Here is a 12,523-nt window from a genome sequence, read left to right on the forward strand (position 1 = left end):
TCGTGACATATCCCCCTGCCCGACCGGTGGACGTCCTGTTGGTCGAGGACGATCCCGGCGACGAGCTGATGACTCGTGAAGCATTCGAGGACAACAAGATCGGCAACGCCCTCCACGTCGTCCGCGACGGGGCGGAAGCACTCGACTTCCTGTACCGCCGGGGCGACCACGAGGGTGCGCCGCGCCCGGATCTGATCCTGCTCGACCTGAACCTGCCGAAGTACGACGGCCGGCAGGTGCTGACGAAGATCAAGTCCGATCCGGAACTGTCCGACATCCCGATCGTGGTGCTCACGACCTCGTCGGCCGAGGAGGACATTCTCCGCAGCTACAAGCTGCACGCCAACGCGTACGTCACCAAGCCGGTCGATCTCGACCAGTTCATCGGTGCCGTGAAGCAGATCGACGAATTCTTCGTGCAGGTCGTGCGGCTACCGCGTCGCGGACGCTGACGAGAAGCTCCGCGGCGCGGCCCGGCCGAACCGTCAGGACAGGATGCCGAAGATCGCGACCACGAAGATGATCACGATCACCGCGACGGCGAGCAGCGTGAGCCACCCGCTGATGGGGAACCGCTTCCTCGTGTCGGGTTCCGGGGCGGACAGCCCGGACGTCGTCCCCGAATCGGGGGGCGTCGATCCGGGCGCTACGCCACCGCCGGGTTCCAGATCCGGGGTACGTGCAGGGTCGGGATCCTGGTTTCCATGATGTTCGGGGTCCGACGTGGTCACCTGACCTCCTTCTGTGCGGCTGCGCTCCCGTGGAGCGGCCGCAGACGTGTGTCGCGGTGAATTCGGTTCTACGGCGACATACCTCTCCCCCGCACTCCGCAAACCCCGCACTCCGCAAACCTGCCTTCTGCGGCAGGCGACCTCTTCCGGTCCGGCGTTTGCCCGCTCCGAGCGCGGGTAGGCATCGAGGGACACGTGCCGGGTACGACCCGACATTCCTGCACCCGAGGAGCCGAGGAGCGACATGAAGGCAGTGACATGGCAGGGGCGCCGCAACGTGAGCGTCGATACGGTGCCCGATCCGACGATCCAGGAGGCCGGTGACGCCGTCATCCGCGTCACCACCACCAACATCTGCGGCTCCGACCTGCACCTGTACGAGGTGTTGGGAGCCTTCATGACTCCTGGCGACATCCTCGGTCACGAACCGATGGGCATCGTCGAGGAGGTCGGCTCCGGCGTCACGAAACTGAAGCCCGGCGACCGGGTGGTGATCCCCTTCCAGGTGTGTTGCGGCCAGTGCTTCATGTGTTCCCACGGCCTGCATTCGCAGTGCGAGACCACGCAGGTCCGTGAGGAGGGCACCGGTGCCGCGCTGTTCGGCTACTCGAAGCTCTACGGCAGCGTGCCCGGCGGGCAGGCCGAATACCTGCGCGTCCCCCATGCCGACGCCACCCACATCAAGGTCCCGGAAGGGCCGGCCGACGACCGTTTCGTCTACCTCTCCGACGTGTTGCCCACCGCGTGGCAGGCCGTCGAATACGCGGAGATCCCCGACGGTGGGAGTGTCACGGTGCTCGGCCTCGGCCCCATCGGTGAGATGGCCGCGCGCATCGCGGCGCACAAGGGTGCCCGCGTGATCGGCGTGGACATGGTCCCCGAGCGACTGGCCCGCGCGGCCTCCCGCGGCATCGAGGTCGTCGATCTGCGCGAGGTCGACAACAACCCCGGCGACATGATCCGTGACATGACGAACGGGCGCGGTACCGATTCGGTGATCGACGCCGTGGGTATGGAGGCGCACGGCTCACCCGTCGCGAAGCTCGCCCAGAGTGCCGCCGGTTTCCTGCCGTCGGCAATCGCCGAGCCGTTCATGGAGAAGGCCGGAGTGGACCGTCTCCACGCGCTGTACACCGCGATCGACGTCGTGCGGCGTGGTGGTGCGGTCTCGCTGAGCGGCGTGTACGGCGGGGCGGCAGATCCGATGCCGATGCTCACCCTGTTCGACAAGCAGATCCGTCTCCACATGGGTCAGGCCAACGTGTTGAACTGGGTCCCGGAGATCCTGCCGCTCCTGACCGACGAGGATCCGCTGGGGGTCGACGACTTCGCGACCCACCGCCTCCCGCTCGACGACGCACCGCACGCGTACGAGATCTTCCAGAAGAAGCAGGACGGCGCCATCAAAATCTGTCTGAAACCGTAGTGGACGCAGCCGAACCGGGCCCGGGAATCACCCCGGACCCGGTTCGTCGTAGCGGTTCACTTCTCGATCGCGGCCTGGCCGTTCGTCTCCGCGTCGATCACGGAGATCTTGCGGGGCTTCGCCTTCTCTGCGACCGGAATCGTCAGGCGCAGAACACCACCGCGATACTGTGCTTCGATCCGATCGGTGTCGAGAGTGTCACCGAGGAACAGCCGACGAGTGAAGACGCCTCGCGGCCTCTCGGTGGAGACGAATTCCTTGCCCCGGTCGACTTCCGGACGTTCCGCGCGCACGGTGAGCACGTTGCGTTCGACATCGAGGTCGATCGAGTCGGCGTCGACGCCCGGGAGATCGAACTCGGCGACGAAACGGTCGCCTTCTCGCCATGCATCGAGCGGCATCACCGCGGGCCGTGCCATGGTGCCGAGCACCTGCTGCGTGAAGCGATCGATATCGCGGAAGGGGTCGGTGCGCATCAACATCGGTCTGTCACCTCCGACTGTCCGGCCGTTCGTGACGGCCACACTCTGTTTGATTATCTGTGTCTGTAGACACAGATTTATTATGGCCCTGTGATAAGGTTCGGTCAAGGCTGCGGGTGACCGCGGCGCGACCCGAGAACCCCGACTCCGGAGGAAACGATGACGCCAGATCCGTTACGCGCCCGGCGCGGGGTCTACGGCATCTCGGTGGCCGCCGAACTGTCGGGACTCGACCCGCAGACCCTGCGCCTGTACGAACGTCGAGGGCTGCTGAACCCCGAACGCACGGCAGGCGGAACGCGCCGCTACAGCGACAACGATCTCGAGATCGTCCAACGGATCGTCGAACTGGTGGGCTCCGGAATCAATATCGCCGGAATCGCCCGGATCCTCGAACTCGAGGCGAACAACGCGGCCCTCAGGGAGGACAACGACCGTCTGCGCTCCACTCTGGACAGCAGACCCCCTCCCCCGCCGCATACTTCCTAGACCTCCTCTACCTGCGCAAACAGCAGAAAGACCGGGCCGGTTCAGGAGAACCGGGCTAAGATTCAAGAACGCCTCAGAGGTGCGAAGGAGTGCGTCCGCCAAGTGACGCACCGATAGCAATAAGGGGTGACCTCAGTGCGCAATGCACAGCACGATTCACCGAATATCGGACAGGGACAGCAGGACACGGCATTCCGGCCTAATCACATCGCAGACGACACGATCCGCTGGCCCGATCCGAGCCCGCTGGACGGATGGTGGGCCCGCGTCATGGGCAAGTCGGTTCCCTGAGAGGAACCGGCACGATCCGACCATTCCACGACATCGATTCGCAGATACCGAGTTGTTGATATCGAGGTGGACATGATGCCGCACCGCGACCCGCTCTCCGGTGGCCGGTGGGTCTTCCGTTGCGACCATTGCGATCACTGCTACCGCACTGCCGCACAGAGCAAGCTGCAGGCAGAGCTCTATGCCCAGATGAACGGCTGGGCCACCCATCCGACGACGTTGTGCCCCGGATGCGCAACACTGTTCACCGGCGAGTTCGCGCCGCTCGCGCACGCCGACGGTTGAGCCGATAGTTGTCGCAGTCGCCGGTCGGGAGGCGGGTGAGCATCTAGGCTCGCTTCATGACCGGCGACGCGACGCGTATCGATTCACCCGAGACACTCTCGGCTGCTCTCGAGACCACGGGATATCTCGCCGACGATGGACTGGCGACCGTCGTCTTCCTTGCGATGCGTATGGGCCGGCCGCTCTTCTGCGAAGGCGAACCCGGAACCGGGAAGACTTCGCTCGCAGCGGCTCTCGCTCAGGCCCTGGATCTGCCGATGGTCCGGTTGCAGTGCCACGAGGGCATCGACGCCTCGCAAGCCCTCTACGACTGGGATTTTCCCCGGCAGTTGCTCCATCTGCGCTCGCTCGAAGCGGCGAGCGACGGTGTGCTCGATGCGGATACCGCCGAGCGTTCCCTCTACACGGAGCGTTATCTCCTCGTCCGCCCGTTGCTGCAGGCGCTCACCGACTCGCCGTGCGTGCTGCTCGTCGACGAGATAGACCGCGCCGACGACGAGTTCGAGGCCTTCCTGCTCCAGCTGCTCGACGAGAACGCGGTGACGATCCCCGAACTGGGCGAGATCCGCGCGGAGGTCCCACCGCTGGTGGTGCTCACCTCCAACCGGACCCGCGAGGTGCACGACGCGCTCAAGCGCCGCTGTCTGTACCACTGGGTGGAGCATCCCGATCTCGAACGCGAGGTCGCGATCCTGCAGCGGCGGTTGCCCGGTCTGGGGCGCCCCCTGGCCGAGCAGATCGCCCGTGCGGTGCGCTCGCTCCGCGAACAGGACCTCCTGAAGCCACCGGGGATCGCCGAATCCCTCGACTGGGCGCGCGCACTGATCGCCCTCGACCGCGACGTCCTCGACGCGGCGACCGCTGCGGCGACACTCGGTGCCGTACTGAAGTACCGTGAGGACATCGACCGGGTAACCCGCGCCGGACTCGACCTCTCGAGCGCCGGATGACGACCGCCCCTGGTCCGGTCGTCGGGCTGGCCGGCTTCTGCCGCGCCCTCGCCGCCGCAGGACTGCCCGTCGCCCTCGATGCCACCGCCACCTATCTCGACGCCCTCGCGCACGTCGACGTCGGGGATCCCGTCCAGGTCTACTGGGCGGGCCGCGCCACGCTGTGCCGCACACCGGACGACACGGCCCGCTACGACGCGACCTTCGTCCACTGGTTCGGCGACACCGTCCCCACCGGCTCGCGCACCCACGGGCAACGCACCCGGACCGCGCGGATCGCCGCGCTGACCCGAGGCGAGGGCGCCGACGGCGACTCCGGCGACGACGCGCCACGACTGCAGGTCGCGGCGGACGACACCGACGTCCTCCGGCACCGCGACGTGGCCGAACTGACGACCGCGGAACGCGCCCACCTCGCCGAACTGCTCGCGCGGCTTGAGCCCCGTCCGCCGACGCGTCGGGGATTGCGGTCGAAGCCCTCCCGCCGCGGACCGGTGGATCCGCGGCACACCCTGCGCGACATGCTGGCGAGCGGAGGCGAACCCGTCCGACCACGGCATCGTGCACGGGCGACGAGACCGCGCCGGGTGGTGTTGCTGATCGACGTGTCCGGCTCGATGACTCCCTACGCCGACGCGCTCCTGCGGTTCGCGCACGTCGTCACGCGTGCCGCACCGTCGTCCACCGAGGTGTTCTCCCTCGGCACGCGGCTGACCCGCCTGTCGCGGGCGCTGCGTGCCCGCGACCCGCAGATCGCGCTCGCCGGGGCCTCGCGTGCGGTTCCCGACTGGGCGGGTGGGACACGTCTCGGCGACACGCTCGGTGCGTTCCTGGACCGTTGGGGGCGAAGGGGTTTCGCGCGCGGCGCGGTGGTCGTGATCTTCTCCGACGGCTGGGAGCGCGGCGACGCCTCGCTACTCGGGGAACGCATGGCGCAGCTGCATCGCCTCGCGCACCGCGTGCTGTGGGTGAACCCGCACGCCGGCGGCGCCGGATACGAACCGATCCAGTCGGGTATCTCCGCGGCCCTGCCGCACATCGATCGTCTGCTCGCGGGACACAGCCTCGCGACACTGGAAGAACTTCTCGAGGAGGTTCGGCGTGCGTGAAATTCTGGACGAGCTCGACCGGCGGTACCGGGACGGAGAGGCCGTCGCGGTGGGCACCGTGGTCTCGACCTTCCGTTCGGCGCCCCGGGGACCGGGTGCATCGATGCTGGTCGCGCAGGACGGCACCGTCACCGGCAGCGTCTCGGGTGGGTGCGTCGAAGGCGACGTCTACGAACTCGGCCGGTCCGTCATCGACAGCGGGCTGCCGGTGCTGCAGCGCTACGGGGTCTCCGACGACGACGCCTTCTCCGTCGGCTTGACCTGCGGCGGCATCATCGACGTCTTCGTCGAACGGATCGACGCCGCGTCCTTCCCCGCCTTCACCGACCTGCTCGGCTCCGTCCGCGCGGGCGAACCCGTCGCGCTCGCGACCGTCACCGCCCATCCCGACCCGGCGGTACGGGGACGACGGATGGTCGTGTGGCGCGACCGCGCCGACGGCCGGCTCGCCTCGTCCCGCATGCACGACGCCGTCGTCGACGACGCGCGCGGCCTGCTCGAGGTTGGACGCTCGGGCACCCTCCACTACGGCACCGACGGTGAGCGTCGCGGCGAGGGGATGTCGGTGTTCGTCAACGTCTTCCAGCCCCCACCGCGGCTGATCGTGTTCGGGGCGATCGACTTCGCGTCGGCGATGGCCCGGCTCGGCTCGTTCCTGGGTTACACGGTGACCGTGTGCGACGCGCGTGGAGTGTTCGCCACCGAGGCCCGCTTCCCCGGCGCCCACGAGGTGATCGTCGACTGGCCGCACCGCTATCTCGCCGCCGAGGCCGAGGCCGGACGCGTGGACGCCCGCACCGTCATCACGGTGCTCACCCACGACCCGAAGTTCGACGTACCGCTCCTCGAGGTCGCGCTACGGCTCGACGTGGCCTACGTGGGAGCGATGGGGTCGCGCCGCACGCACGACGACCGGATGGAGCGTCTGCGGGAGACGGGACTGACCGAGGAGGAACTGGCACGCCTGTCGTCGCCGATCGGCCTGGACCTCGGGGCCCGCACCCCGGAGGAGACGGCGGTGTCGATCGCCGCCGAGATCATCGCGCTGCGCTGGGGTGGAGGCGGCGGCCGCCTCGCGGAGACACGCGGACCGATCCATGCCCACGAGGAGCACATCGGCGCTCAGAAGTACTGAGCACCACCGTCGATCGCGAAGCTCTGGGCGGTGACGAAGGCGGACTCGTCGGACGCGAGGAAGGCGACCATGTTCGCGATCTCGTCCGCCTCGGCCATGTACTTGTTCAGGAAGGGCATGGTCATGCCGCCGAACCGGGGGTTGCTCTCGGCCGTCTGCGCGATGCGTTCGCGCATCGAACCCGATCCCATGGGCGTGTTCACCGCGCCCGGATGAATGCTGTTGACCCGGATGTCGTGCTGTCCGAGTTCGGCGGCGAAGGCCCGCGCCATCCCGACGAGGGCGTGCTTGCTGGTCGTGTAGTGCACCATGAACGGCTGCAGCTTCACGCCGGCGAGCGAGCTGGTCACGACGATCGAACCGCCGCCGCGGGCAATGAGGTACGGGGCGGCCGCGGTGATCGTGTTCCACACACCGGTGACGTTGATGTCGAGGGTGTCGCGGAAGCTCTCGGGGGTGATCTCGTCCCACGTCTGCGGGATGCAGATCCCCGCGTTGGCGACCACGACGTCGAGACCGCCGAACTGCGCGACACCCTCTTCGAGCACCGCCTTCGTACCGTCGAGATCGCGGACGTCGCACTGCACCAGATGCGCCTTCGCGCCCTCCGCCTCGACCAGCCGGCGCGTCTCGTCGAGGTCCTCGACCGTGGGGGAATCGTAGGGAACACCCGGCAGCGGACCGGCGAGATCGATACCGACGATCTGCGCACCCTCCTGCGCGAGCCGGACCGCGTGGGCGCGGCCCTGACCACGCGCGACTCCGGTGATGAAGGCGACCTTGTCCTCGAGGCGACGGGTCATGCGGTTCCTCTCGTGGCGGCTTCCGCCTCCGATCGACGCGAGCACGAAGGCGATTTCGGCGATTCGGGTCCTTTCCACGCGCGATATGCAGCAGAGTGTCAGTGATCTGTATCACTGCGCTACGCGAGGTACTTGGAGGGTCGATGCGCATCACTGTCACCGTAGACGGAACGCAGTACACGGACGACGTGGAACCGCGACTGCTTCTCGTCCACTACCTCAGAGATCGACTCGGGAAGGTGGGCACGGTGGTCGGCTGCGACACGAGCAACTGCGGCGCCTGCACCGTGTTGCTCGACGACCACAGCGTCAAGTCGTGCTCGGTGCTCGCGGTACAGGCCGACGGACACGCGGTCACCACCGTCGAAGGGCTCTCCACGAACGGCAGCCTGCATCCGGTCCAGGAGGCGTTCCGCGAGAAGCACGCCCTGCAGTGCGGCTTCTGTACGCCCGGGATGATCATGGCGACCATCGACCTGCTCTCCGAGAACTCCGATCCGAGCGACGAGGACGTCCGGCACGGCCTCGAAGGAAATCTGTGCCGCTGCACCGGATACCAGAACATCGTGGCCGCTGCGCGTGACGCCGCCCAGCGACTGCGCGAGAACCCGGCCGCCACGCAGGAGGTATGACGATGACGAGCACCGTGGATCCCACCACCGACGAGGGAACCGGCGAATCCGAACTCGGCCGGGCACGCCGCCGCAAGGAGGACGAACACCTCATCACCGGCCGCACACGCTGGACCGACAACATCGTGCTCCCCGGGATGCTGCACGCCGCGATCCTGCGCAGCCCGGTCGCGCACGCCCGCATCACCGGCCTCGACGTCTCCGAGGCCCGGGGCAAGCCGGGGGTCGTCGCCGTCTACACGGGTGCCGACCTCGCCGAGGAGCAGGGCAGCCTGCCGTGCGCGTGGCCGATCACCGAGGACATGAAGACCCCGAACGCCCCGGCCCTCGCAGTCGACACCGTGCACTTCGCGGGTGAAGCCGTCGCAGTCGTGGTGGCCCGCAGCGCATACGAGGCCCACGACGCCCTCGATGCGATCGATGTGGACTACGAGGACCTGCCGGTCGTGCTCGATCTCGAGAGCGCGGCGCAGGACGGCGATCTCGTCCACCCCGATCTCGGCACCAACGTCAGCGCGACGTGGGTGTTCGACTCCGCCGAGGCCGGTAGCGGTGGCAACGTCGAGGACGCGATCCGCGACGCGGAGGTGATCGTCGAACGGACCTTCCGGCAGCAGCGGCTCATCCCCGCTTTCATGGAACCGCGGTCGGTCGTCGTCGACCCCACCGCCTCGCAGATCACCATGTGGTCGGCCACCCAGGTCCCACACGTGCTGAAGCTGATGCTCGCGATGACACTCGGTCTCCCCGAGCACAAACTGCGCGTCATCGCCCCCGACGTGGGCGGCGGTTTCGGTGGCAAGCTGCAGGTCACCCCGGAGGAGGTGCTCACGCTCCTCATCGCGCGTCGCCTGCACAAGCCCGTCAAGTACACCGAGACGCGCAGCGAGTCGATGCTCGCCGCGCACCACGGCCGCGACCAGGTCCAGAAGCTGACCCTCGCCGCGCGCCGCGACGGCACCCTCACCGGCCTGAAAGTGGAACTGCTCGCCGACATGGGCGCCTATCTGCGTCTCGTCACCCCGGGTGTGCCGATCCTCGGCGCATTCATGTTCAACGGCATCTACAAGTTCGACTCGTACCGGTTCGCGTGCACCAATGTGTTCACCAACAAGGTGCCCACCGACGCCTACCGCGGCGCCGGACGCCCCGAAGCCACCTTCGCGATCGAACGCATCATGGACGAGCTCGCCGTCGAACTGTCCATGGATCCCCTCGAGCTCCGCGAGAAGAACTGGATCAAGCACGAGGAGTTCCCGTTCGACACCGTCGCGGGTCTGACCTACGACTCGGGCAACTACGAGGCCGCGACCGCCAAGGCACGAGAGTTGTTCGACTACGACGCATTACGACGCGAACAGGCCGAACGACGCGAGCGCAACGACCCGGTGCAGCTCGGTCTCGGGGTCTCCACGTTCACGGAGATGTGCGGCCTGGCCCCGTCGCGGGTGCTCGGTTCACTCTCCTACGGCGCCGGCGGCTGGGAGCACGCCGCGATCCGCATGCTCCCGACCGGCAAGGTGGAGGTCGTCACCGGTTCGTCCGCCCACGGTCAGGGCCACGAAACGGCGTGGAGTCAGATCGTCGCCGACCGGCTCGGAATCCCGTTCGAGGACATCGAGATCCTGCACGGCGACACGCAGAGTTCACCGCGCGGTCTCGACACCTACGGTTCCCGCTCACTCGCCGTCGGCGGCATCGCTGTCGTGAAGGCCGCCGAGAAGGTGGTCGCCAAGGCCCGGCCGATCGCCGCACACCTGCTCGAATGTTCCGAGGACGATCTGGATTTCGAGGCAGGACAGTTCCGTGTGAAGGGCACCTCGAAGTCCGTCGGGCTCACCGACGTCGCGCTCGCGGTGTTCGCCGCGCACGACCTGCCCGACGGTGTCGAACCGAACCTCGACTCCGAGGCGACCTACGATCCCGACAACTTCTCGTTCCCGCACGGCACCCACCTGTGCGCGATCGAGGTCGACACCGAGACGGGGCACGCGCGAATCCGCAAGTACGTGTGCGTCGACGACGTCGGCCACGTCGTGAACCCGCTCATCGTCGAGGGTCAGGTGCACGGCGGACTCGCCCAGGGCATTGCCCAGGCCCTGTACGAGGAGGCGGTGCACGACGAGTCGGGCACGTTGCTGAGTTCGTCGTTCGCGGAGTATCTGCTGCCCACCGCGGTGGATCTGCCGCCCTTCGTCACCGATCGCACCGACACCCCGGCACCCGGTAATCCGCTGGGTGTCAAGGGTGTCGGCGAGGCAGGAACCATCGCCTCCACCCCGGCCGTCGTCAACGCCGTACTCGATGCGGTCCGGCCGTTCGGCGTCACCGACGTCGAGATGCCCTGTACACCGATGCGGATCTGGCACGCGCTCCGCGACGCCCGAGGAGGCACGAAATGATTCCGGCTCCGTTCGACTACGTCGCCCCCTCGAGCGTCGACGAAGCGGTCGCCGCGTTGACGGAGGCCGGTGAGGACGCGAAGGTCATCGCCGGTGGGCAGAGCCTCATGCCCGTCCTGCGACTGCGGATGGCAGCACCGACCGTGCTCGTCGACCTCGGCAGGATCCCCGAACTGCGGGGCATCCGCGACGACGGCGACGCCCTGGTGATCGGCGCGACCACCACCCACCACGACGTGCTGCACGACCCGCTCGTCGCGGAGCACGCACGGTTGCTGGCCGAGGCGACGGCGACCGTCGCCGATCCTCAGATCCGGCACCGCGGCACGTTCGGCGGGGCGCTCGTGCACGCCGATCCGGCCGGAGATCTCGCCGCGCCGGCCGTGGCGCTCGAGGCGACCTTCACCGTGGCGGGTCCGTCAGGGCGTCGCACCATCGCGACGGACGACTTCTTCCAGGACTACTTCACGACCGCGGTCGAACCCGGAGAGATCCTCGTCGAGGTCCGGATTCCCAAGCACACGGGCTGGTCGGCGCGCTACGAGAAGTTCCATCGCGCGGCCCAGCAGTGGTCGATCGTCGGAGTCGCGGCGACCCTGCAGGCGTCCGGCGGCACCATCGAGCGGGCGAGGATCGCGCTCACGAACATGGCGGCCGTCCCGGTCCGGGCACGCGGCGTCGAGGAATCGCTGGTCGGCAAACCCGCGACGGCAGAGACGATCCGCGAGGCCGCCGAGCTCGCCACCGACGGCACGGCTCCCATGACCGACGGGAATGCCGACGCCGAGTATCGGAGCCACCTCGCCCGGGTACTCACCCGACGAGCGGTCACCACTGCCTCCGGGGTCTAGGCGTTTCCACGCCGAACACCGAGATCCCGGACCACTTGTTCGGAAAGGACCTCATGCAACTCGAACACACACTGTCCGTTCCCGCCCCGGTCGACGAGGTGTGGACCGCCCTGCTGAATCCGGAGAAGGTTGCGCCGTGCATGCCGGGCGCGACGCTCACCGGGGTCGACGGCGACACGTTCACCGGGACCGTCAAGGTGAAGCTCGGACCGGTGGCGCTCACGTTCAAGGGCACCGGCGTGTACGTCGAGAAGGACGAGAGCGCCCGCCGGGCGGTCATCGAAGCCAATGCGAAGGACACCCGGGGCAACGGCACGGTGGCCGCGACCATCACCGTCACCCTCACCGGCGACGGCGACCGCACCGACGGCATCGTGAACACCGACATGAAGATCACCGGCAAGCCCGCCCAGTTCGGACGAGGGATGATCTCGGATGTCGGTGGGAAGATCCTCGAACAGTTCGCGGACTGCCTGTCGAAGAAGCTCGGACCCGAAGCGGCGGCCTCCTCCACGTCCTCCTCCTCCGCGGCGACCGCTGAGGCAGCCGAGTCGCAGCCCAACGAATCCGTGCCGGCGAGCCCGCCGCTCACCGCCGCAGGTTCGGGCGACGAGCCTGCCGGTGGAGCATTCGTCGGGCCCGGCGCCGGGGACGACGACTCCGCGCAGGCGCGGCCGAACGAGTCGGTGCCGCCCAGCCCAATGAGCGCCTCACCGGCACCGACAATGACCTCGACGCCTCCCACGCCGTCGACGACTCCCTCCCCGGCCGCGCCCCCGCAGCCCGAGGCCGAACCGCTCGACCTCATGCAGTACGCGAAGGGATCGGTCGCGACGCGGGTCGCGCCGGTGGGAGTGATCGCGATTCTCGTCGTGGTCATCGCGGTGATCCTCCAGCGTCGATCGGGACGCTGACCCACGCCGGATCCACTCGAACG

At 68.0% G+C, this 12,523-nt stretch carries 14 protein-coding genes; 11 read left to right on the forward strand and 3 right to left on the reverse strand.

What is annotated here, in order from left to right:
* The first annotated feature begins 2 nt into the window (after nt 1-2).
* Nucleotides 3-452 carry a response regulator gene (locus AC0LPE_RS23020; protein ID WP_172415070.1) on the forward strand — a complete coding sequence of 150 codons (450 nt, stop codon included), beginning with the start codon at nt 3-5 and terminating at the stop codon, nt 450-452.
* A 33-nt stretch (nt 453-485) separates the two neighbouring features.
* Here the strand turns inward: AC0LPE_RS23020 and AC0LPE_RS23025 are convergent, their stop codons facing one another.
* The gene (locus tag AC0LPE_RS23025; protein ID WP_024102438.1) at nt 486-731 is read right to left on the reverse strand and encodes a DUF6480 family protein; all 246 of its coding nucleotides are present in this window, start codon (nt 729-731) and stop codon (nt 486-488) included.
* Between the two features lie 244 nt (nt 732-975).
* Here AC0LPE_RS23025 and AC0LPE_RS23030 point away from each other — a divergent pair, with 244 nt between their 5' ends.
* On the forward strand, nt 976-2,157 hold the full coding sequence (locus AC0LPE_RS23030; RefSeq protein ID WP_016693267.1) for a zinc-dependent alcohol dehydrogenase: 1,182 nt from the start codon (nt 976-978) through the stop codon (nt 2,155-2,157).
* A gap of 56 nt (nt 2,158-2,213) precedes the next feature.
* Here AC0LPE_RS23030 and AC0LPE_RS23035 read toward each other — a convergent pair whose 3' ends face one another.
* The gene (locus AC0LPE_RS23035; RefSeq protein WP_490605314.1) at nt 2,214-2,639 is read right to left on the reverse strand and encodes an Hsp20/alpha crystallin family protein; all 426 of its coding nucleotides are present in this window, start codon (nt 2,637-2,639) and stop codon (nt 2,214-2,216) included.
* A 159-nt stretch (nt 2,640-2,798) separates the two neighbouring features.
* On the opposite strand from AC0LPE_RS23035, the gene AC0LPE_RS23040 reads away from it, so the two are divergent.
* The 5 genes from AC0LPE_RS23040 to AC0LPE_RS23060 all read left to right on the forward strand — a co-directional run bounded on the left by AC0LPE_RS23040 (nt 2,799) and on the right by AC0LPE_RS23060 (nt 6,898).
* A complete protein-coding gene (locus tag AC0LPE_RS23040; RefSeq protein WP_026061371.1) occupies nt 2,799-3,128 on the forward strand; it encodes a MerR family transcriptional regulator in 330 nt (109 codons plus the stop codon).
* 363 nt (nt 3,129-3,491) lie between these two features.
* On the forward strand, nt 3,492-3,704 hold the full coding sequence (locus AC0LPE_RS23045; protein ID WP_037190626.1) for a hypothetical protein: 213 nt from the start codon (nt 3,492-3,494) through the stop codon (nt 3,702-3,704).
* Between the two features lie 56 nt (nt 3,705-3,760).
* Nucleotides 3,761-4,654 carry an AAA family ATPase gene (locus AC0LPE_RS23050; protein WP_490605315.1) on the forward strand — a complete coding sequence of 298 codons (894 nt, stop codon included), beginning with the start codon at nt 3,761-3,763 and terminating at the stop codon, nt 4,652-4,654.
* The gene (locus AC0LPE_RS23055; RefSeq protein ID WP_088899513.1) at nt 4,651-5,763 is read left to right on the forward strand and encodes a vWA domain-containing protein; all 1,113 of its coding nucleotides are present in this window, start codon (nt 4,651-4,653) and stop codon (nt 5,761-5,763) included. Before AC0LPE_RS23050 ends, AC0LPE_RS23055 begins: the two co-directional genes overlap by 4 nt.
* Nucleotides 5,756-6,898: an XdhC family protein gene (locus AC0LPE_RS23060; RefSeq protein ID WP_159417187.1), complete on the forward strand. Its 1,143-nt coding sequence runs from the start codon at nt 5,756-5,758 to the stop codon at nt 6,896-6,898. Before AC0LPE_RS23055 ends, AC0LPE_RS23060 begins: the two co-directional genes overlap by 8 nt.
* Here AC0LPE_RS23060 and AC0LPE_RS23065 read toward each other — a convergent pair.
* The gene (locus AC0LPE_RS23065; RefSeq protein WP_490605316.1) at nt 6,886-7,701 is read right to left on the reverse strand and encodes a mycofactocin-coupled SDR family oxidoreductase; all 816 of its coding nucleotides are present in this window, start codon (nt 7,699-7,701) and stop codon (nt 6,886-6,888) included. The genes AC0LPE_RS23060 and AC0LPE_RS23065 overlap by 13 nt on opposite strands.
* 143 nt (nt 7,702-7,844) lie before the next feature.
* Between AC0LPE_RS23065 and AC0LPE_RS23070 the strand changes: the two genes are divergently transcribed.
* Genes AC0LPE_RS23070 through AC0LPE_RS23085 form a run of 4 tightly spaced genes read left to right on the forward strand, consistent with a single transcriptional unit; the run spans nt 7,845 to nt 12,500 of the window.
* Complete coding sequence (locus AC0LPE_RS23070; RefSeq protein WP_120280856.1) at nt 7,845-8,333, forward strand: (2Fe-2S)-binding protein; 489 nt, start codon at nt 7,845-7,847, stop codon at nt 8,331-8,333.
* Between the two features lie 2 nt (nt 8,334-8,335).
* Entirely contained in the window at nt 8,336-10,735 is a 2,400-nt protein-coding gene (locus AC0LPE_RS23075; protein WP_490605317.1) for a xanthine dehydrogenase family protein molybdopterin-binding subunit, read from the forward strand.
* Nucleotides 10,732-11,586, forward strand: a complete 855-nt coding sequence (locus tag AC0LPE_RS23080) for an FAD binding domain-containing protein (RefSeq protein ID WP_016693278.1) — start codon at nt 10,732-10,734, stop codon at nt 11,584-11,586. Before AC0LPE_RS23075 ends, AC0LPE_RS23080 begins: the two co-directional genes overlap by 4 nt.
* A gap of 53 nt (nt 11,587-11,639) precedes the next feature.
* Nucleotides 11,640-12,500, forward strand: coding sequence for an SRPBCC family protein (locus AC0LPE_RS23085; protein ID WP_490605318.1), 861 nt, complete (start codon nt 11,640-11,642; stop codon nt 12,498-12,500).
* Nucleotides 12,501-12,523 lie beyond the last annotated feature (23 nt).

This window comes from Rhodococcus sp. S3, from assembly GCF_058211795.1.

Excerpts from the sequence above, each read along its gene's own strand:
- AC0LPE_RS23030 (WP_016693267.1), top strand. The coding sequence starts at position 976 with ATGAAGGCAGTGACATGGCAGGGGCGCCGCAACGTGAGCGTCGATACG.
- AC0LPE_RS23035 (WP_490605314.1), bottom strand. The coding sequence starts at position 2,639 with ATGTTGATGCGCACCGACCCCTTCCGCGATATCGATCGCTTCACGCAG.
- AC0LPE_RS23040 (WP_026061371.1), top strand. The coding sequence starts at position 2,799 with ATGACGCCAGATCCGTTACGCGCCCGGCGCGGGGTCTACGGCATCTCG.
- AC0LPE_RS23045 (WP_037190626.1), top strand. The coding sequence starts at position 3,492 with ATGATGCCGCACCGCGACCCGCTCTCCGGTGGCCGGTGGGTCTTCCGT.
- AC0LPE_RS23050 (WP_490605315.1), top strand. The coding sequence starts at position 3,761 with ATGACCGGCGACGCGACGCGTATCGATTCACCCGAGACACTCTCGGCT.
- AC0LPE_RS23055 (WP_088899513.1), top strand. The coding sequence starts at position 4,651 with ATGACGACCGCCCCTGGTCCGGTCGTCGGGCTGGCCGGCTTCTGCCGC.
- AC0LPE_RS23065 (WP_490605316.1), bottom strand. The coding sequence starts at position 7,701 with ATGACCCGTCGCCTCGAGGACAAGGTCGCCTTCATCACCGGAGTCGCG.
- AC0LPE_RS23070 (WP_120280856.1), top strand. The coding sequence starts at position 7,845 with ATGCGCATCACTGTCACCGTAGACGGAACGCAGTACACGGACGACGTG.
- AC0LPE_RS23075 (WP_490605317.1), top strand. The coding sequence starts at position 8,336 with ATGACGAGCACCGTGGATCCCACCACCGACGAGGGAACCGGCGAATCC.
- AC0LPE_RS23080 (WP_016693278.1), top strand. The coding sequence starts at position 10,732 with ATGATTCCGGCTCCGTTCGACTACGTCGCCCCCTCGAGCGTCGACGAA.
- AC0LPE_RS23085 (WP_490605318.1), top strand. The coding sequence starts at position 11,640 with ATGCAACTCGAACACACACTGTCCGTTCCCGCCCCGGTCGACGAGGTG.